The 17481-nt window shown below is 70.9% G+C and carries 13 protein-coding genes; 9 read left to right on the forward strand and 4 right to left on the reverse strand.

Going from position 1 to position 17481, the window contains the following annotated elements:
- Positions 1-29 precede the first annotated feature (29 nt).
- On the reverse strand, positions 30-1118 hold the full coding sequence (locus tag D7V77_RS30535) for a polyprenyl synthetase family protein (RefSeq protein WP_120579815.1): 1089 nt from the start codon (positions 1116-1118) through the stop codon (positions 30-32).
- 123 nt (positions 1119-1241) lie between these two features.
- On the opposite strand from D7V77_RS30535, the gene D7V77_RS30540 reads away from it, so the two are divergent.
- The 6 genes from D7V77_RS30540 to D7V77_RS30565 all read left to right on the forward strand — a co-directional run bounded on the left by D7V77_RS30540 (position 1242) and on the right by D7V77_RS30565 (position 6748).
- Positions 1242-1805 (forward strand): hypothetical protein, encoded by a 564-nt coding sequence (locus D7V77_RS30540; RefSeq protein ID WP_169819896.1) that lies wholly within the window; start codon positions 1242-1244, stop codon positions 1803-1805.
- Positions 1802-2710 carry a TIGR01777 family oxidoreductase gene (locus D7V77_RS30545; RefSeq protein WP_120579817.1) on the forward strand — a complete coding sequence of 303 codons (909 nt, stop codon included), beginning with the start codon at positions 1802-1804 and terminating at the stop codon, positions 2708-2710. Before D7V77_RS30540 ends, D7V77_RS30545 begins: the two co-directional genes overlap by 4 nt.
- A gap of 91 nt (positions 2711-2801) precedes the next feature.
- On the forward strand, positions 2802-3854 hold the full coding sequence (locus D7V77_RS30550) for an alpha/beta hydrolase-fold protein (protein ID WP_120579818.1): 1053 nt from the start codon (positions 2802-2804) through the stop codon (positions 3852-3854).
- A 257-nt stretch (positions 3855-4111) separates the two neighbouring features.
- On the forward strand, positions 4112-4711 hold the full coding sequence (locus D7V77_RS30555) for a hypothetical protein (protein ID WP_120579819.1): 600 nt from the start codon (positions 4112-4114) through the stop codon (positions 4709-4711).
- Between the two features lie 116 nt (positions 4712-4827).
- Positions 4828-6084, forward strand: coding sequence for a metallophosphoesterase (locus D7V77_RS30560; RefSeq protein ID WP_120579820.1), 1257 nt, complete (start codon positions 4828-4830; stop codon positions 6082-6084).
- Between the two features lie 19 nt (positions 6085-6103).
- Positions 6104-6748: a TetR/AcrR family transcriptional regulator gene (locus D7V77_RS30565; protein ID WP_120579821.1), complete on the forward strand. Its 645-nt coding sequence runs from the start codon at positions 6104-6106 to the stop codon at positions 6746-6748.
- 138 nt (positions 6749-6886) lie between these two features.
- Here the strand turns inward: D7V77_RS30565 and D7V77_RS30570 are convergent, their stop codons facing one another.
- Positions 6887-11479: a lamin tail domain-containing protein gene (locus D7V77_RS30570; protein WP_120579822.1), complete on the reverse strand. Its 4593-nt coding sequence runs from the start codon at positions 11477-11479 to the stop codon at positions 6887-6889.
- 238 nt (positions 11480-11717) lie between these two features.
- Here D7V77_RS30570 and D7V77_RS30575 point away from each other — a divergent pair, with 238 nt between their 5' ends.
- From D7V77_RS30575 to D7V77_RS30585, 3 genes are all read left to right on the forward strand, one after another.
- On the forward strand, positions 11718-13325 hold the full coding sequence (locus tag D7V77_RS30575; protein ID WP_120579823.1) for a serine/threonine-protein kinase: 1608 nt from the start codon (positions 11718-11720) through the stop codon (positions 13323-13325).
- Between the two features lie 75 nt (positions 13326-13400).
- Positions 13401-14255 carry a RimK family alpha-L-glutamate ligase gene (locus D7V77_RS30580; RefSeq protein WP_120579824.1) on the forward strand — a complete coding sequence of 285 codons (855 nt, stop codon included), beginning with the start codon at positions 13401-13403 and terminating at the stop codon, positions 14253-14255.
- Positions 14256-14344: 89 nt separating this feature from the next.
- Positions 14345-14878, forward strand: a complete 534-nt coding sequence (locus D7V77_RS30585) for an FHA domain-containing protein (protein WP_120579825.1) — start codon at positions 14345-14347, stop codon at positions 14876-14878.
- Positions 14879-14948: 70 nt separating this feature from the next.
- Here the strand turns inward: D7V77_RS30585 and D7V77_RS30590 are convergent, their stop codons facing one another.
- Both D7V77_RS30590 and D7V77_RS30595 read right to left on the reverse strand, forming a co-directional pair.
- Positions 14949-15671: a tetratricopeptide repeat protein gene (locus D7V77_RS30590; RefSeq protein WP_120579826.1), complete on the reverse strand. Its 723-nt coding sequence runs from the start codon at positions 15669-15671 to the stop codon at positions 14949-14951.
- Positions 15640-17172, reverse strand: a complete 1533-nt coding sequence (locus D7V77_RS30595; protein ID WP_120579827.1) for a serine/threonine-protein kinase — start codon at positions 17170-17172, stop codon at positions 15640-15642. Before D7V77_RS30595 ends, D7V77_RS30590 begins: the two co-directional genes overlap by 32 nt.
- Positions 17173-17481 lie beyond the last annotated feature (309 nt).

The following is a 17481-nucleotide window of genomic DNA, read 5'->3' on the forward strand; positions in this document are numbered from 1 at the left end:
GCTTGCCCTGTGCGCTCATGACGGTGTCCTCAGGAAGCGCGACGCGACAGCCGGGTGATGAGGGCATCCAGCAGATCCCTCAGGCCATGGGGGTTGGGCAGCGCCTGCAGGCTCCGCCGCGCCGAACGCGACGCCCGCTCCACCGCGCGCTCACACGCCGCACGGCCGCCGAAGTGCTCCACCAGCTCCCGCGCACGGGCGAGCGCCGCGTCGTCCTTGCACTCCACCGGCAGCGCCCACAGCTGCTCCAATTCCTCGCGGCCCTCGGGCGTGGCGCGCACGTACGCGGCCACCACCGGGAAGGTGCGCTTGGCCTGCATGAAGTCGCCGTCGGACGCCTTGCCCGCCACGGCCGCGTCGCCGAACAGACCGATGAGGTCGTCGCGCAGTTGGTACGCGAGCCCCACCGAGCGCCCCACCCGCTCCAGGCCCTCCAACAGCCCCGCGTCCGCGCCGCCCAGCATCGCGCCGCACACCAGCGGGGCGCAGAAGCCGTAGCGCGCCGTCTTGAGGTGCGCCACGCGCAGCGTCTGGAAGAGCGTCATCTCCGCCAGCGGCACGCGCGCCAGGTCCAGGTCCAGGTACTGCCCCGCCGCCGTGTGCCGGCACACGCCCAGGTAGTAGCGCGCCACGCTCGACGCTCCCGTCAACCCCGACTCCAGCATCGCCTCCAGCGAGCGCGCGAAGAGGTGGTCCCCCATCACCACCGCCAGGTCCTCGCCCGGACGACCCGGAGCCAGCATCCGGTGCAGCACCGGCCCGCCCCGCCGCAGCTCCGCCTGATCCGCCACGTCGTCGTGGATGAGCAGGAACGTGTGCAAGAGCTCCAGCCCCGCGGCGAAGCGCCACAGCCCCGGCGGCACCGAGGTGCTCCCACGCGCCAGCCCGTGCCCCGCCAGCACCAGCGCCGGCCTCAGCCGCTTCGCCGGCCGCAGCGCATAGGCCCTCGCCTGCGCCGCCGCGTGTGTCCAACGTGCGTCCAGGGCCTGCTCGTCCGGCAGCTCGAACAGCTGCGCGAGCGCGGCCTCCACCTGCGCCTGCACGAGCTGCAACCAGGCTTGTTCAGGGTGTGCTGCTCCGGCGGAGGTCTGCTGCACGTTGGGAAGCAGGGTGGCCATACAGCGAATCTCCGAAGTCGGGAGCACGGCGGCAGCCTTCTCACCTAGAGGTAGCGTTTGCGTCCAGAGATTGTCAAGGCTATGTCTAAGGTTTTCAAAAACCTTGTACACGGAGGCTCCCTGATGAAGGCGTGGATCGCAGGCGCGTTGACGGTGACCCTGGCGGCGGGGAGCGCGGGTGGCGCCGCCCCGGATCCAGAGCCCGTGGACGCGACGTTAAGCACCAGCAGCGGAGAGAGGGTTCAGCTGGCCCGCTGGCGTGGGAAACCCGTCATCCTCTTCTACGAGGACAAGGACTCCACGACACTCAACGCCCCCCTGAAGGCGGAGCTGTTCACCCGGGGACGCGAGCGCGGCCTTCTGCAGAGCGCGTTCGTGGTCGCGGTGGCCAATCTGGAGAAATACGACTTCTTTCCCGCGCGGGGGATCGCCCTGTCGTACGTGCGTGACGAGGAGAAGAAGGCTGGCGTGCCCATCCTGGTGGACCTGAAGGGCACCCTGGGCCAGGAGCCCTTGAAGCTGCCCACCAAGACGTCCACCGTGATGCTGCTGGACGCGGAGGGCGCGCCGGTCTACCGCCACTCCGGGCGCATGAAGCCGGAGGAGCAGGCCCGCTTCTTCACCGCCCTGAGTGAGCTGGTGGGCCAGGACCTGACCGCTGACCGAGAAAAGGAGGCCCACCCTTGAGGGTGACCTGCACGGGCGCCACCGGCTTCCTCGGTCCAGGCCTTGTCCAAGGTTTGTTGGAGGCCGGCCACACGGTGCACGTGCTCAGCCGGAACGTGGAACACGCGCTCGGCCGGCTGCCCGCCGGAGTCACGGGCTCCTATTTCGATGGAAGCACACCGCTGTCGCCGGACGCGCTCGCGGGCGCGGAAGGCGTGGTGCACCTGGCCGGGGAGCCGGTGGACCAACGTTGGACGCATGAAGCGAAGCACCGCATCCACCTCAGCCGCGTGGAGGGCACGCGCGTGCTGGTGGAGGCGATGAAGCAGGCAGGCAGCGTGCGGCACTTCGTCTGCGCGTCGGCGGTGGGCTTCTACGGCGGCGCCCGGGCGGGACAGACGCTCACGGAGGAGGACCCGCCCGGCGACGACTTCCTCGCCCACGTGTGCCAGGACTGGGAAGCGCAAGCCCTGCGCGCGGAGGAAGCGGGCATCCGCACCGTGCGCCTGCGCATCGGCGTGGTGCTGCACCCGGCGGGCGGCGTGCTGCACCGGATGCTGCCGGTGTTCCGCATGGGCGCGGGCGCGAAGGTGGGCAACGGCCAGCAGTACGTCAGCTGGGTGCACAGAGAAGACCTCTTCCAGCTGATGCGCTTCGCGCTGGAGCACACCGCGATGTCCGGCCCGGTGAACGCCACGTCACCGGAGCCCGTCACCAACGCGACCTTCGCGCACATGCTGGGCGCGGTGCTGGAGCGGCCCGCGGCGCTGTCGGTGCCGGGGTTGGTCCTCAAGGCGCGCTTCGGGGAGATGGCGCGCGTGGCGCTGGAGGGCCAGCGGGTGATGCCCCGGCGCGCGCTGGAGGCGGGCTTCCAGTTCCGCTACCCCGACCTGACCGGAGCGCTGCGCGACCTGCTGTCGCACTGAGCGGCCGCAAGCGTGATGTCCGCGGGTGGACGCGGATCCACGTCAGCCACGCTCCCCATCCCAGGCGCAGTGCATACAGTGCGCGCCACGCATGGACGACACCCGGACGCTGGAAGCCCGCGCACGCAAAGAGGGCACGCCGCTCATCGACGGAGACACCGCCACCTTCGTGTGGAAGGGCCCCCGGCAGGTCTTCCTCCAGGGAGACTTCCAGGACTGGCGCGGCACGCCCCTGCCGCTGGAGCGCGTGGGCAAGGGATTGTGGGCGCGCTCGCTGGCGCTGCCCGAGGACGCCTACGTCGAATACGCGCTCCAGGACACGAAGGGCCGCCGCGTGCGCGACGCCTTCAACCCGCGCCGCTCCGACAACGGCTTCGGCGACTTCAACCACTGCTTCTGGATGCCGAAGGGCGAAGCGACCCCGCTGGGCAAGCGCATCCGGAACGTGCCCAGGGGCCGCGTGACACGCCACCAGCTGGCGACGCACGAGTGCGCCGTGGGCAAGAAGCGCGCGGTGGCCCTCTACGCGCCGCCCGTGAAAGGACCCGTGCCGCTCGTGGTGGTGCTGGACGGCGACGACTACCTCCAGCGCGTCCAGCTGCCCGTGGTGGTGGACAACCTGATCGCCGCGGGCCGCATGCGCCCGGTGGCCATGGCCTTCGTGGCCAACGGCGGCCCGGCCCGCACCCTCGAGTACGCGTGCAGCGAGGCCACCGTCGCCTTCCTGCACCAGCACGTGCTCCCCCTGGCCCGCGAGCACCTGTCGCTGGTGGATGAGCAGCGCACGCCGGGCGCGCACGCGGTGCTGGGCTCGTCGCTGGGCGGCCTCATGGCGCTCTTCGTGGCCCAACGCCTGCCGCACGTCTTCGGCCGCGTCCTGTCCCAGTCCGGCGCCTTCTCCATCGAAGGCACCGACATGGTCGTCTTCGACCTGGCCCGGCGCACCGCCCAGCCGCCCCTCCATGTCTGGATGGACTGCGGCCGCTTCGAGGGCCTCCAGGACGGCAACCAGCGCCTCCTGCCCCTCCTCCAGGCGGCCGGGCACCGCGCCACGTACCGGACCTACAGCGGGGGCCATAATTACCCCGCGTGGCAGACCAGCCTCCCGGCCGGCCTTGAAGAAATCTTCTCGACCCCTGGATGACGCATCGCGGCGAAGCGCCGGATTTCCGTCCGGGATGAAAGCCCCCTGGAATCAAGGGGTTGGCCGGGAAGGAAGGCGGCCAAGGCCGGATGATCCAGGATTGAGAGGGGGCTCTGACGCGGCATGCGGGCGGCCGGACAGGGCCTGTGGACTGGGGGGCTACGCAACCCTGGGGAAGGACGGCCCGATAACAGATGTAGGTGCGCAACCCGGAGCGAGTACCGCGACGGGCCTTCCCCCGCGCCTGGAGTCCCCTCATGTCTCGCGTCGATGGTGGCAATCGCCCGTCCATTCCCCCGAAGCGCTCGGAGTTCGAGCGGTCCGAGCGGAGCGACGTCACGCGCGACAGCAAGCCGGGAGCCCAGGGCCGGACGCCCGCCAACCCCAACGTGCGCTCCTTCCAGGGCCGCAGCGACTTCGAGCCCGCGCGCCCCACCACCGGGCGCCCCACGCCTCCGCAGACCCAGGCCGTGAAGGCCCCGCCCTCGCCGGCGGACGCGGAGTCCATCGCCCAGGCGGACATGGAGCTGGGGCTCCTGGAGGAGTTCCCGGACGCGGATGCGCAGAGCGGCATCGCCTCCGCCATGCTGCACGCGCACGCGGACGCGCCCGTGTCGCAGAACCGCATCGTGGAGCGGCTGAAGCAGGACGGCCGCCTGGAGTCGCTCTTCGGCGAGGTCTTCCGCGAGGACAACCCGTACGTGGAGCAGCCGCACAAGAACGCCATCGTGAAGGCGCTCGACACGGCGCTCTCCCGCGGCACGGTGACCGGCGACGACCTGCGCGCCTTCTCCCGTGGCACCTACGCCCAGGAGTGGCAGCAGATCGGCGCCGCGCTGGGCACCCGCAGCAAGTAGCCAGCAGCCGGGCTCCCAGGCTCCAGGCTCCAGGCTCGGAGTTCCCTTGCCGCTTCACGCTTCTTCACGCGCATGCCGGTTGCGCCGTGGCGCGTGCGCGCGAGGATGGGCCTCCCATGGTGGAAAGCCCGTTGCGCATCATCCTGTTCATCCTCCTCGTCAGCGTCGCGTCGGTCTACGTCCACGTCTACCTGTACCGGCGCCTCTTCCGCGACACGTCCACGAACCGCGCCTGGCGCACCGCCGGCAAGGTGCTGCTGACGGCGCTGTGCGTGCCGCTGCTGCTGTCCTGGGTGGTGACGCGCATCATCCCCTCCGCGTTCATCGTCGCCGTGGCCGCGTGGACGTGGATGGGCGTCGCCGTCTACCTGCTGCTCTCCCTGGCGCTACTGGGCGCGGTGCGCTGGCTCGTGGCGCGCACGCGTGGCCACCGGGGCGTCGCCGCGCCGCTCGCCACGCCCGCGCCGGACCCCGCCACGCCGCCGTCCCTGTCGGACCTGGCCGTCACCGTGCCGCCCCCGCCTCCCGCCGTGCCCCCCGTGGACGAAGCGCGCCGGTTGTTCCTCTCGCGGGCCACCGCGGGCGGCGCGGTGCTCGCGGCGGGCGGCCTCACCGGCTACGGCATGTGGAGCGCCTTCCATCCGCCCGTGGTCAACGAGGTCGCGGTGCGGCTGCCCGGCCTGCCCAAGGCGCTGGATGGCTTCACCCTCGTCCACATGAGCGACATCCACGTGGGCCCTGTCATCCAGCGGCGCTTCATGGACGAGCTGGTGCGGCGGGCCAACGCGCTCAAGCCGGACCTGGTCGCCATCACCGGCGACCTGGTGGACGGCACGGTGGCGGACCTGCGCCACTCCGTCGCCGCGCTCCAGAACCTCCAGGCGCGCGCGGGCACGCACTTCATCACCGGCAACCACGAGTACTACTGGAACGCCAGCACCTGGGCGGACGCGCTCACCGGCCTGGGCGTCACCGTGTTGCGCAATCGTCACGTGACGATTGGCGACGCGGGCGGCGCGTTCGACCTGGTGGGCGTGGACGACTGGTCCATGCGCAACGGGCCCAAGGGCTACAACCTGGACGCTGCCCTCCAGGGCCGGAATCCGGACCACGCCGCGGTGCTGCTCGCACACCAACCATCCAATTGGGATGTCGCCGCGAAGGCGGGCATGGGCTTGCAACTGTCCGGACACACTCACGGCGGGCAGTTCTTCCCGTTCACCGTCGCCGTCTCCGCCATCTGGAAGCACGACGCCGGCCTCTTCCAGGAAGGCGACAACCACCTCTATGTCAGCCGGGGCACCGGTTTCTGGGGCCCACCCCTTCGCGTCGCCGCGCCGTCTGAAATCGTTAAGGTGACGCTCCTGGCGTGAGGTGTAGATTTACCCGGAAATGAGCAAGGAACCAGCGAAGCGCGAAATCAAACAGGAGCGGGCCGCGCGAACGCGGGTCGAAATCCTGGAGGCCGCCATCAATTTGTTCGCTCGGCGGGGCTACCTGTCGACGACGATGTCGGACCTGGCGAAAGCCATCCGGATGACGCCGGGCGCGCTTTACTGGCATTTTCCTACAAAGGAAGACCTGCTCCTGGCGGCCATCGATGAATTGCATCAGCGCTACCTGATGGAGTTCGCGCCGCTGCTCGCCGAGCGCCGCATCCTGTCCGGCCGGGAGCAGCTGGTGTTCGTGGTGTCGCGCACGTCGCAGTTCCTGCGCTACCACCGCGAATACGGCATCTTCTTCGGGATGCTGTCCGCCGAGTCCGCGGAGTCCAACGACCGCGTGGCGGAGGCGCTGCGCGACAAGATTTCCCTCTACGTGGCGGTGCTGGCGGGGATGATCCGCTTCGGCCAGAAGCGCAATGAGTTCCGCCAGGAGGTGGACCCGCTGCACATGGCCCACACGATGATGGGCGGCTACCTGGGCATCCTGCTGCACCACAACCTGTTCCGCGCCGCCGTGAACTACGACCCGCTGATGGCGTCGTTGGATCAGATCCTCTCCGGCGGCCTCCACGTGCGCGGCCCCATGGGCTGATGCGCTGACCCCACCGGGCCGGGCGGCCCGGAAGAACAGACGCCCGGTCCCCCATGTGAGGGGACCGGGCGTTTTTCATTTCAGGGAGGCTTCAGTCCCCGCTCCCCCCGGTGAGGGGAGCGGGGCGGGATGCCGGGACTACGGCATCTCGGTGGGGCTCGACGCGTTCTGCGGCTGACGCGCCGTGCGCTGCACGAAGTCCGCCGCGTTGTCGTCGGAGTCCTGGCCGTTGCCAGCGAGCTCGTCCGCGCCGCCCACGCCCATGGTCGCGGCGGTGGACGACGCCCGGGCCTTGCGCTCCACGCTGCCGCCGTTGGCGATGGTCCCGGGGACGGGGCTCTTGCCTTCCGCCTGGTCCGCGGTCCCGTAGCCGACCTTGTCCACCGCCGTCTCCGAAGCGCCCGTGCCGAGCGTCGAGGGCCCGATGCGGATGTGCCCGCCCGCGGCCGCCATGGAGAAGGCCGAGCCCCAGCTCGCGTTACTCGTCACGGAGCCGACGTACTTGGCGTTCGTCACAAGGAAGAAGCCATGCGCCGCGATCTTCGAGCCAGCGGGAATCTCGAAGTTGCCCGAATAGGCCGTGCCGGTGGTTGCCTTCATGTACTGCAGCCTCCAGCCGCCGATATCCACTTCCGCATTGGTCGGGTTGTAGAGCTCGACGAACTCGTCGTCCGCGCCACCCGGGCCCCCAGGGGCCAACTCGCTGATGACCACATGGCCCTGGGGCGCGGCCACCGTCACGGCCGCCTCCTTCGTCACGCCCTGGTAGGACGCGGTGAGCTGGCCTTCGCCCGTGGCCTCGGTGGCGGTGAAGACGACCGTGGCGGTCGTCTGACCTTCCGGCACCGTCACCGTCGTGGCCGCCAGCGAGCCCAGCTCCGCGGGCCTGAACGCCACATCCACGGCCGCGCCGCCCGTGGGGGCCTTGCGGTCCAGTGTGACGGTGAACGTCTGCGTCGTGCCCACCGTCACCGTCACCGTGGCCGGCGTGACGCTGGCGAGCTTCGCGGGAGGAGGCAGCACGGTCAGTCCCGCCGACCGGGTGATGCCGTTGAGCGAGGCGGACACCGCGCCCGTCCCCTCACCCTCCGCGGCGGCGGTGAACGTCACCGTCGCCGTCGTCTCGCCCGCGCCAAACGTCACCGACGTGGCGGACAGCGCGCCGAAGGGCGTGGCCGGCGAGGTCAGCGCCAGCAGCACCTGCACGGGCTCGACCGGAACGGACGCCAGCGTCACCGTGAACACCTGCTGCGCGCCCGCGTTCACCGTGGCGGGGGACGGGGTGAGCGATGCAAGCCGCGGCACATCCGTAATGACGTTCACCGTGGCGCCCAGCCCGCCCGCCGCCACCATGCCGGTCCCGGTGCTGCTCTCATCCACGGTCAGGTCGAAGGTCGCCGTCAGCGCGTCCGCCGTCACGTTCTCGGCCGTGATGGTGCCGAAGCCCGCGGGCGACACGGTCGCGTTCAGCGTCGTTCCCTCCGGCACCGGCCGGTCGAACGTCACGGTGAAGCGCAAGGTGCCGCCGGGCGCCACCGCCGCCGTCGCCGGGGTGAGGTCCGTGGCGATGACCGACTCGCCCGCCCCCAGCACGCGCAGCGCGGTCGTCAGGCTGGACGTGCCCAGCGTCGCGGTGAGGGTCACCGAGGCCGCCGCCGCCTTCGCGTCCAGCGCAACCGTGGCGCTCGTCTGGCCGGCCGGAATCACCATCTGCCCGCCCACCGCGGACAGGGCCGCCGCGTCGCTGGAGGAAATGGTCACGGTGACGTCCACCGGGTAGGCGTTCGCCATCGTCACGGTGAGGGGCTGCGGAATCGCCTGGGTGCCGCCCACGCGCGCGAAGCCGCCGGACGCGAAGGCCGTCAGCGCCGGCAGGGGCGGCAGCGGGATGACCATGTCGGCCGCGCTCCGGGGCAGGACCTTGTGGTCGCTGAAGCCGAACGTGAGCACGCCGCGCAGCGTGATGTACTCCGTGCCCAGCACCTGCGTGGGATAGGCGAAGGCCTGGTCGTCCACCATCAGGCCCGAGGACGCCGGAGTGCCGGCCTTGTTCTCGTCCACGATGAACTCGCGGTTGGTGTTCTCCAGGCGGGTGGTGAAGACGTTGCGGACCTCCACCAGCGCGCCCTCCAGCGCCTTCGCCTTCGGGCCATTGGTGCGGATGTCCTCCGTGCGCACCACCACCGGAGCCGGCAGCGGGTTGGCCGCGCTGTGCTTCGTCACCTTGCCGTCAGTCACCTCCAGCAGGCCGAAGTAGTCCTTCAGCAGGCCCTCCACGCGGATGTTGTCGCCCACCGCGACGTCGGCCTTGGGGCTGTAGATGAAGAGGCCGGAGTTCTCCGCGCCCTTGCCCGCCGGGTAGTTCGCCACCTGCACCCAGTAGCCATTGGCCGCCTTCGCATCCACCGCGGTCACCACCACGTCGTCCACCGCCACCTTGGAGCCCACCAGCGACTGGTTGCCGAAGCGGGGCGTCACCTTCACGTCGTAGACGGTGGTGGCGCACGCGGCGCCGGCGGGGTTGGCCACCGGGCACGCGTCGCACGCATCGCCCACGCCGTCGCCGTCCGTGTCCTTCTGGTCCGGGTTGGCCACGAGCGGGCAGTTGTCGGTGGCGCTGGTGATGCCGTCGTAGTCGAAGTCGGACGGGTCCGCGACCGAGCACGTGGCCGCGTCATTCGGGCAGCCGTCGCACAGGTCGCCCTTGCCGTCGCCGTCCGTGTCCTTCTGGTCCGCGTTGGCCACGAAGGGGCAGTTGTCCTTCCAGGTGGCCACGCCGTCGTGGTCGTCGTCATCGCCGCGGAAGGCCTGGCACGCGGTGGTGCCGGCCTCCAGGGGGCACGGGTCACACGCGTCACCCACGCCGTCGCCATCCGTGTCCAGCTGCCGCCCGTTGTCCATGGGACGCACGGGGTTGAAGATGGCGGGGCAGTTGTCGATGGAATCCTCGATGCCGTCCGCGTCCGCGTCCGCCGCGCTCGACACGCCCGTGTAGACAGTGGAGCCGTTGACGGCGGCCGCCGGGAAGCTGGTGTTCACCGCGCTGCGAGAAGGCTCGCAGGTGGGCTCGTTCTGCGGGGTGCCGCACGCGAACAGCGGGTAGAGGCCCTGGGTGTCCGGGGAGCCCTGGAACTCCGCCAGCGTCTTGCCAATCTCCGACTTCACGCACGCGGCCTTCTGGGTGCCGCACACGTCCAGCGCGTCACAGGCGTCCGTGCCCTTGAGGCCGTCCACCAGCGCCTGGTCACCGAAGAGCGGCTTGCCGCCGCGCACCGTCAGCACCACGTCCTGCGGCTGCGCGGTGATGACCGCGCGGAACGGCGAGGCAGCGTTCGCGCCCACGCGGAAGATGGCCAGGTCCGCCATCTTGCCCGGGGCGATGCGGCCCACGCGCTCGTAGACGTCCACCACGTCCGCGGCGTTGGCCGTGACCATGCGCCACAGGTCCTCGTCCGTGAAGGTGTTGGCGTAGCGCGTGGTGTTGAGGTGGTCCGCGCAGGCCAGCTCGCGCAGGATGTTCATGGAGCCGGAGCGGATCCAGTCGGTCCCCAGGGAGATGGAGGCGCCCATCCGCTTGTAGGTCGTCACCATCGCCGTGTCGCCGTACAGCGAGATGTTGGAGCGCGGCGACCAGACCAGGCCCGTGCCGTGCGCCACCATCTGCGAAATCTCCACCGCGGTGAGGCCCACGCCGTGGATGATGGCCGAGCGCGGGAACAGCACGTTGCCGGCGCCCGTGGACAGGCAGCGGAACTCGTTCTGCGCCGTGGACGCGATGCCCTCCGCGATGTGCGGCAGGTACGCGGACGTGCGGCCGGTGATGGTCGCCGAGGACGGGAACGAGGAGTAGGAGCAGGAATCCGTCAGCGTGGTGCCGTTGCTGTCACCCAGCGGGAAGGTGTCCGAGTCCGCGTACGGCTCGGCCAGGCCCTCCTGCTGAGCGGCGGCGGACACGTCCAGGTTGCGCAGGAAACCGAGCTGCCCGCCCGCGCCCGCGATGGAGGTGGTGCCCGCCATCACCTGGCGCAATTCCGACCAGCGGATCGCGTCCGCCTTCGGGTTGGCCTTGTTGTCCAGCGCGGTGTGATTGTTCTTGCCCGTGCGCCAGTCGTGGCGGTGCTCGTAGCGCTCCACGCTGGTGCCCGCCAGCGGCGAGCCCGGGTAGGTGATGTGGTCGTGCGGGTTGATGAGTCCCGGGGAGATGACGCCCGTGGGGCACGTCACCACCGTGGCCTCCGCGGCGCCGGCCGCCTTCGAGCAGTCACACTCGGAGCAGGTGATGACGCCCTGGGCGTCCACCAGCACCTGGCCGCCCACCAGCGTCTGGCCGTCCTTGAGCACGATGCCCGTGAAGAGCTTGCCCGCCGTGCCCGCCTTCGTCACCTCACAGGTGGCGCCGTTCGCCAGCGGCGCGGGAGGCGTGGCCCAACACTGAACCGTCTGGGTGGTCGTGACGGTACAGTCCGCCTCACACCCGTCTCCACCCGTGGTGTTGCCGTCGTCGCACGCCTCCGTGGGTGCCTTGACGCCGTCACCACACTTCGTACCCGGGAGGGTGCAGTTCGCTTCGCACCCGTCTCCCCCCTGGGTGTTGCCGTCATCGCACTGCTCGGCGCCTTCCCTCTTTCCGTCACCACAGACCGCATTGACCTCTGGATCTGAACTGCAGGCACTGCCCAACAGAAGGACCGCGCCCAGGGCGGCCAGCAATAAACGGGGGGAGCTGCGCATGAAGCCTCCTGCCCGAAGGCAGTGCCGTGAAGAAAGAACGGGTGCGACGAGGAAAGCCCCCCGTGCCTCGCATGCCGCCTGGGACGGGGGTGCAACATTTCAGCGATACCTGACCCCTGAAGTCCACTTCGTGGGGCTCCAAGGGCCTTCCGTGTGGCGGAAGGTATGGTAGGAGCACACCCAACGTGTGGGGGAGCAGGCGGATGACGCGTCCTGCCACGTTCTAGAGTGGGGGGACATGATTACCCGGAATCCATCCAGCACCGTGTCGCGCTTCCTGGACTCGCATCTGCGGCGGGACGCGCAGGCCCGGGAGCTGTCCGTGGCGCGCTTCATGAGCATCCTGTCCGCCATCTGCGTGGTGGTGGCCGCGGCGCTGGGGCCCGCGATGGGCTGGGACCTGACGCTGGCGCTGATGGGGCTGTCCGCGGTGCTGTCGGGTTATTACGGCTGCATGTGGTGGGTGTTGCGCTCCGGCGCGTTCCACCCGGCCATCCCGTGGCTGAACGTCTTCATTGAAGTGAGCATCCCGGCGGTGGTGCTGGCGTTCGACCTGCACTTCAAGGGCCCCGTCTACGCGCTCACCGCGCCCACGCTGGTCATCTGGGGCACGCTGGTGACGCTGGCGGGCCTGCGCAGCAACCCGCGCCTGGGGCTGGCCGCGGGCGCGCTGGTGGCGGCGGAGTACCTGGGGCTCTACTTCGGCTTCGTGCGGCCGCTGTTGCCAGAGGAGCCGCTCGTCACGCTGGGGCCGCTGTTCATCTGCGTGCGCGCGTTCTTCTTCGTGGCCACCGGCGCGCTGACGGCGACGCTGGCGCGGCACTTCCTGGAGCGCACGCGGAGCGCGCTCGCGGCGCTGCGCGAACAGGAGGTCATGGGCAAGTACGTGCTGCATGAGCGCGTGGGCGCGGGCGGCATGGCGGAGGTGTACCGGGCCACGTACTCGCCGGAGGGCGGCTTCGAGAAGCAGGTGGCCTTGAAGCGCATCCTGCCGTCGTACGCGGACGACGCGGCGTTCGTGACCATGTTCCGGCGCGAGGCGGAGCTGTGCTCGTCGCTCTACCACCCCAACATCGTCCAGGTGTTCGACCTGGGCCGCCACGGCGGCACCTACTTCCTGGCCATGGAGTACGTGGACGGGCTGCCCCTGAGCGCGCTGCTCAAGCCGCGGAACCGCCGGCCGCTGCCCGTGTCCGCCGCGACGTTCCTGGCCGCGGAGCTGGCGGGCGCGCTGGACTACCTGCACCGGCGCACCAGCGCGGACGGCGTGCCCCTGCGGCTGGTCCACCGCGACCTGAACCCGCCCAACATCCTGGTGTCTCGCATTGGCGAGGTGAAGCTGTCGGACTTCGGCATCGCGCGGGACGCGATGCGCGCGAACCTCACGGTGGCCGGCAGCGTGCGCGGCAAGCTGGGCTACATGGCGCCGGAGCAGGCCATGGGCAAGGACATCGACGGGAGAGCGGACCTCTTCGCCCTGGGGCTCACGCTGCATGAAGCCCTCACCGGCCGGCGCGCGCTGAGCGGCCACTCGGAGGAGGTGCTGCTGCGCGCGGCGGTGGACCAGGAGGTCGTCCCGCCCTCGCAGCTCAACCCCGCGGTGCCGCTGGCGTTGGACCTCATCGTCATGCAGCTGCTCCAGAAGGACCCGGAGAAGCGCACGCCCAACGGCGCGGCGCTGCGGCAGCAGTTGCTGGCGCTGGACGGCCCCGCGGCCCCCTTCCCTCACGGCCAGGGAGAGCTGGGGCGGGTGGCGCGCGAGGCGAAGGCGCTGACAGAGCAGCGGACGCAGGAGACCGTGGAGACGGCGGCCGTGGGGAAGCCATCCCTCGCGCGCCTGGCGTGACGCGGGGCGTGGCTGCACGGGGCACGGGAGCGCGTTAGAACGCGGCGCGTTTCCCGTCGCCTGGAGCCCGCCGCCTTGGACATCGCCGTCATCACCTACGCCGGACTGCCACAGATGAACCCGCTGGACGCGCCGCTGGTGCCCGCGCTGCGGGCGCTGGGCCTGGACGCGCGGCCGGTCATCTGGGACGACCCCTCCGTGGACTGGAGCCGCGTCCGCGCGGCGGTGGTGCGCAACGCCTGGGACAGCCACCTGCGCCGCGAGGAGTTCCTCGCCTGGGCGGACCGCGTGGGCAGCGTCACGCGCCTGTTCAACCCGGCGGACGTGCTCCGATGGAACACGCACAAGGGCTATCTGAAGACGCTGGAGGCGCGCGGCCTGCCGCTGACGCCCACCGTCTGGGTGCCGCCCGGCGGGACGCTGGATGTGGCGGCGACGGCGCGCGAGCGCGGCTGGGACGCGGTGGTGCTCAAGCCCGCGGTGGCGGCGGGCGGGCTCAAGGTCTTCATCGTCCGGCGCGAGCAGTGGGACGACGCGAGCGCGACGGTGGCGGAGCTGGCGAAGGAGGGCGACGTGATGGTGCAGCCCTACCTGCGCGCCTTCGAGACGGAGGGCGAGCGCTCGTACATCTTCTTCAACGGCGTCTTCAGCCACGCGGTGCGCCGCCCGCCCACGCTGACCACCGCGCCCCGGGGCTTCGCGGAGCCGCACGGCTTCACGCCGGACAACGCGGCGGAGCAGCAGCTGGCGCACGAGGTGATGGAGGCGTCCGGGGGCGCTCGGCTGCTGTACGCGCGCGTGGACGTGGCCACGGACAACGAAGGGCGCACCCGGCTGCAGGAGGTGGAGGTGACGGAGCCGTGCCTCTTCCTGCCCATGGACGAGGGCGCGGCGGAGCGGATGGCCAAGGCCGTCGTTGCCCGGTTGTAGCCTTTCGGGTGGGCCCATTCGCCCACTCGTGGACACCTGGGAAGCCGTCAGGGCGACGCGAAAGCGGCGGATGGGGTTATGAATGGGCCATGCGAGCCCTGTTGCTCTCGCTGCTCATCCGGCAGCACATGGCACTCAAAGAGAAGTTCAACGCCAAGTACCCGCACGCGTGGCTGGTGTGGGAGGCGGGCGCGTGGAACGTCCCCGAGGAGCAGAACGTGGCGGCCACGCGGCTGCCCATGATGGACCTGCGCGACTGCCTGCCCGCGGGCGACGCGCTGTGCTTCGAGCTGATGGGGGTGGCGGACCGCGGCCCCCTGAAGCTGGGGCGCGCGTCGCACAACACCTTCGTGGTGAATGACGCCACGGTGTCGCGCGAGCAGTTCGCCCTGCACCCCGCGCCGGACGGCGGCTGGAAGGTGGAGCGGCTGGCGCAGTCCCGGCCGGTGACGGTGAACGGCGAGGCGCTGGAGGCGGAACAACCGCGCCTCCTGAGCACGGGCGACGAGCTGAAGGTGGGCGACGTGCGCCTCACCTTCCACGACGCCCCGTCGTTCCACGCGCGCATCGGCCGCATCGCCGCGCAGGTGCTGGCGCAGGCCGCCGCGCCGCCACCGCGCTGAGGCCCGCGCGGGCTGCCTCGCCCGCGCCGCGGAAGCGTGTCGTGAACGTCCGGGCGGCGTTGGAAGCCGCCTACCGCCCCACGGTGCCGAGCGTCGTGTCCCGGGGATTCGGCGCCGTGGCGACCCACACCGCGCCGCCCGCGAGCAGCGCCACCGCGCCCGCGCCCGCCCAGACGTACCAGCGGCGCGTCCACGGCTTGGAGGCGCCCGCCTCCGTCTTCACGGACGCGTCCGGCACCTGCATGGCCAGGGCTTCCGAGGCCCCGTTCTTCTCCGGCGCGGCGGACGGATTCGCGGCGAGCCTCGCCTCGTTGGCGCGCGCCTCCGCCAGCGCGGCCTGCTCCCGCGCCTTCTGAAGCTCGCGGTCCCTGGCGAAGCGTTCGCGCTCCCGGCGCTGCTCCTCCTGGACGCGCGCCTTCGCGTCCATCTCCGCGACGAGCTCGCGCACCACGTCCGCGTTGGCCGGCTCCCCCTGCGACAGCGACAGGTAGCGCCGGTAGAAGAAGGACGCGCGCGACGGGTTGTTCAGCTGCCGGTGGCACTGCGCGATGTTGAAGAGGAACGCGGGCAGCGGCTTGAGGCGGTACGCCTCGCTGAAGGCCTTGAGCGCCCGGTCGAACTCGCCCAGGTCGTACGCCAGGTTGCCCTCGGAGAACTTCTCCCGCGCCGGGTCGTCCGCGGCGGTCGCCGTCGCCTCCGCCGCCACCGCCGGGAACGGCGTCCCGAGCGCGAGCGCGAGCGCCAGGCTCAGGGCCTTGGGCTCACTGCGACGCGAACGGATCAATGACCGCATCCCGGCTTCCTCCCTTGCGGCCCGGCGCACGCGCGGGGGCACGACGCGGCCCCGCGCTCGCCTTCACGAGCGGCACGGACAGCTCCGCGGCGGCGGCATCCTGCTTCAGCTCCACCGCCCGCTCCAGCGGAACGTAGCCCGTGAGCTCCACGCGCAGCTGCGGCGGCACGGCCTTCCGGCTCAGCGCCTTCGTCAGCGGCGTGACGCCCAGCTCCTCGCCGGTGTCCACGCGCACCACCTTCGCGCCCGGCGGCGACGAGTGCACCGTGAGCGTCACCGGATCCGCCGCGCCCGCCACCGGCGTCCCCTCGGCGGCCAACTCCGTGACGGACGCCACCGCCACCGGAGCCTGCCCGGCATGGGAGGCGCGCATCGAGTGCAGCCCCTTCCAAGTCGTGATGCCGGACACCAGCGCGAGCGCCGCCAACCCCACGGACACCTGGAGCCGCCGGGAGCGCAGCAGGCCCGGCACGCGCATGCGCAGGGTGGGCCGCTCCGCCTCCTCCACGACCAGCGCCTCCGTGCGCGGCTCCGGGGCCGGCGCGGTGGGCATCATCAACAGCGCCGTGGTGACCTCCGCCAGTTGCTGGGGCCGTCCTTCCGGCTCCTTCGCCAGGCAGCGCATCACCAGGGCCGCCAGCTCCGGCGGCACGCGCTCGCCCGACGGCAGGTGCGACGGCAGCGGCGGCGGCGGCTGGGTGATGATCTGCACCACCAACTGCCCGAAGGCAGACGCCTGGAAGGGCGGGTGGCCGGAGAGCATCTCGTAGAGGATGTTGCCCACCGCGTAGATGTCCGCGCGCCCGTCCACCGGCAGCCCCGCGGCCTGCTCCGGCGCCATGTACGCGGGCGTGCCGATGATGGTCCCGTCCAGCGTGCCGGTGAGGCTCACGCCCGTCTGCGTGGTGATGAGCTTCGCCACGCCGAAGTCCAACACCTTCACGAAGTCCCGCTGCCCGGAGCGCTGCGTGATGAAGAGGTTGTCCGGCTTGATGTCCCGGTGCACCACGCCCACCTGATGGGCCGCGCCCAGCGCCGCGCACACCTGCACGCCCATGCGCTGCACGCGCTCCAGCGTCAGCCCCTCTTCCTTCAAGAGCGCCGCCAGGCTCTGCCCGCGCAACAGCTCCATCACGCAGTAGACGTGCCCGTCGGGCGACTCGTCCACGAAGTCGAAGACCTCCACGATGTGCTCGTGGTTGATCTGATTGACGGTGCGCGCCTCCTGGAAGAAGCGCTGCACGAACGAGCTGTCCCGCGCGTGCTCCGGCTTGAGCACCTTGAGCGCCACCTGGCGCCCCAGCCGCACGTGCCGCGCCTGGAAGACCCGGCCCATGGACCCTTCGCCCAGCAGCTTCTCCAGCTGGTAGTTGCCCAGCACCGCGCCTTCCTGCGCTTCCTGTCCGACCGGCGACATCACGACCGGCGCTCCGCCACCGTCGGTCACGGCGTCACCCGATTCGGACAGGACTGTGTGTGCGAAGAGGTCGTCGGTGCCCATGGGGGGATCAGGTTTCCATGCCCGGGCGACCCTGCAACCCACGGGAGGGCATCAATCGCGCGCGAAGCGGAAAAACTTTCGGCACGTGACGATTCACCCGCCGTGTACCGGATGGACGGGTGGCATGTACGGCGGCCACACACCTTGAGTCCACGGACATTGAAATACTTCTCCATACAGCCCACTCCCGTCCAAATCCCCCAGCGCGCGATGGTCGCCGCTTGGATGCGGCGGGTCAACGTGGGCGGAGGTCGTCAGGCACCGGGGGGCACGCGGAGTGTTCCCGTTCGTGTTCCCGCTGCGCGAAGG

The organism is Corallococcus sp. CA041A, assembly GCF_003612075.1.
In the GTDB taxonomy this organism is placed as follows: Bacteria; Myxococcota; Myxococcia; order Myxococcales; family Myxococcaceae; genus Corallococcus; species Corallococcus exiguus.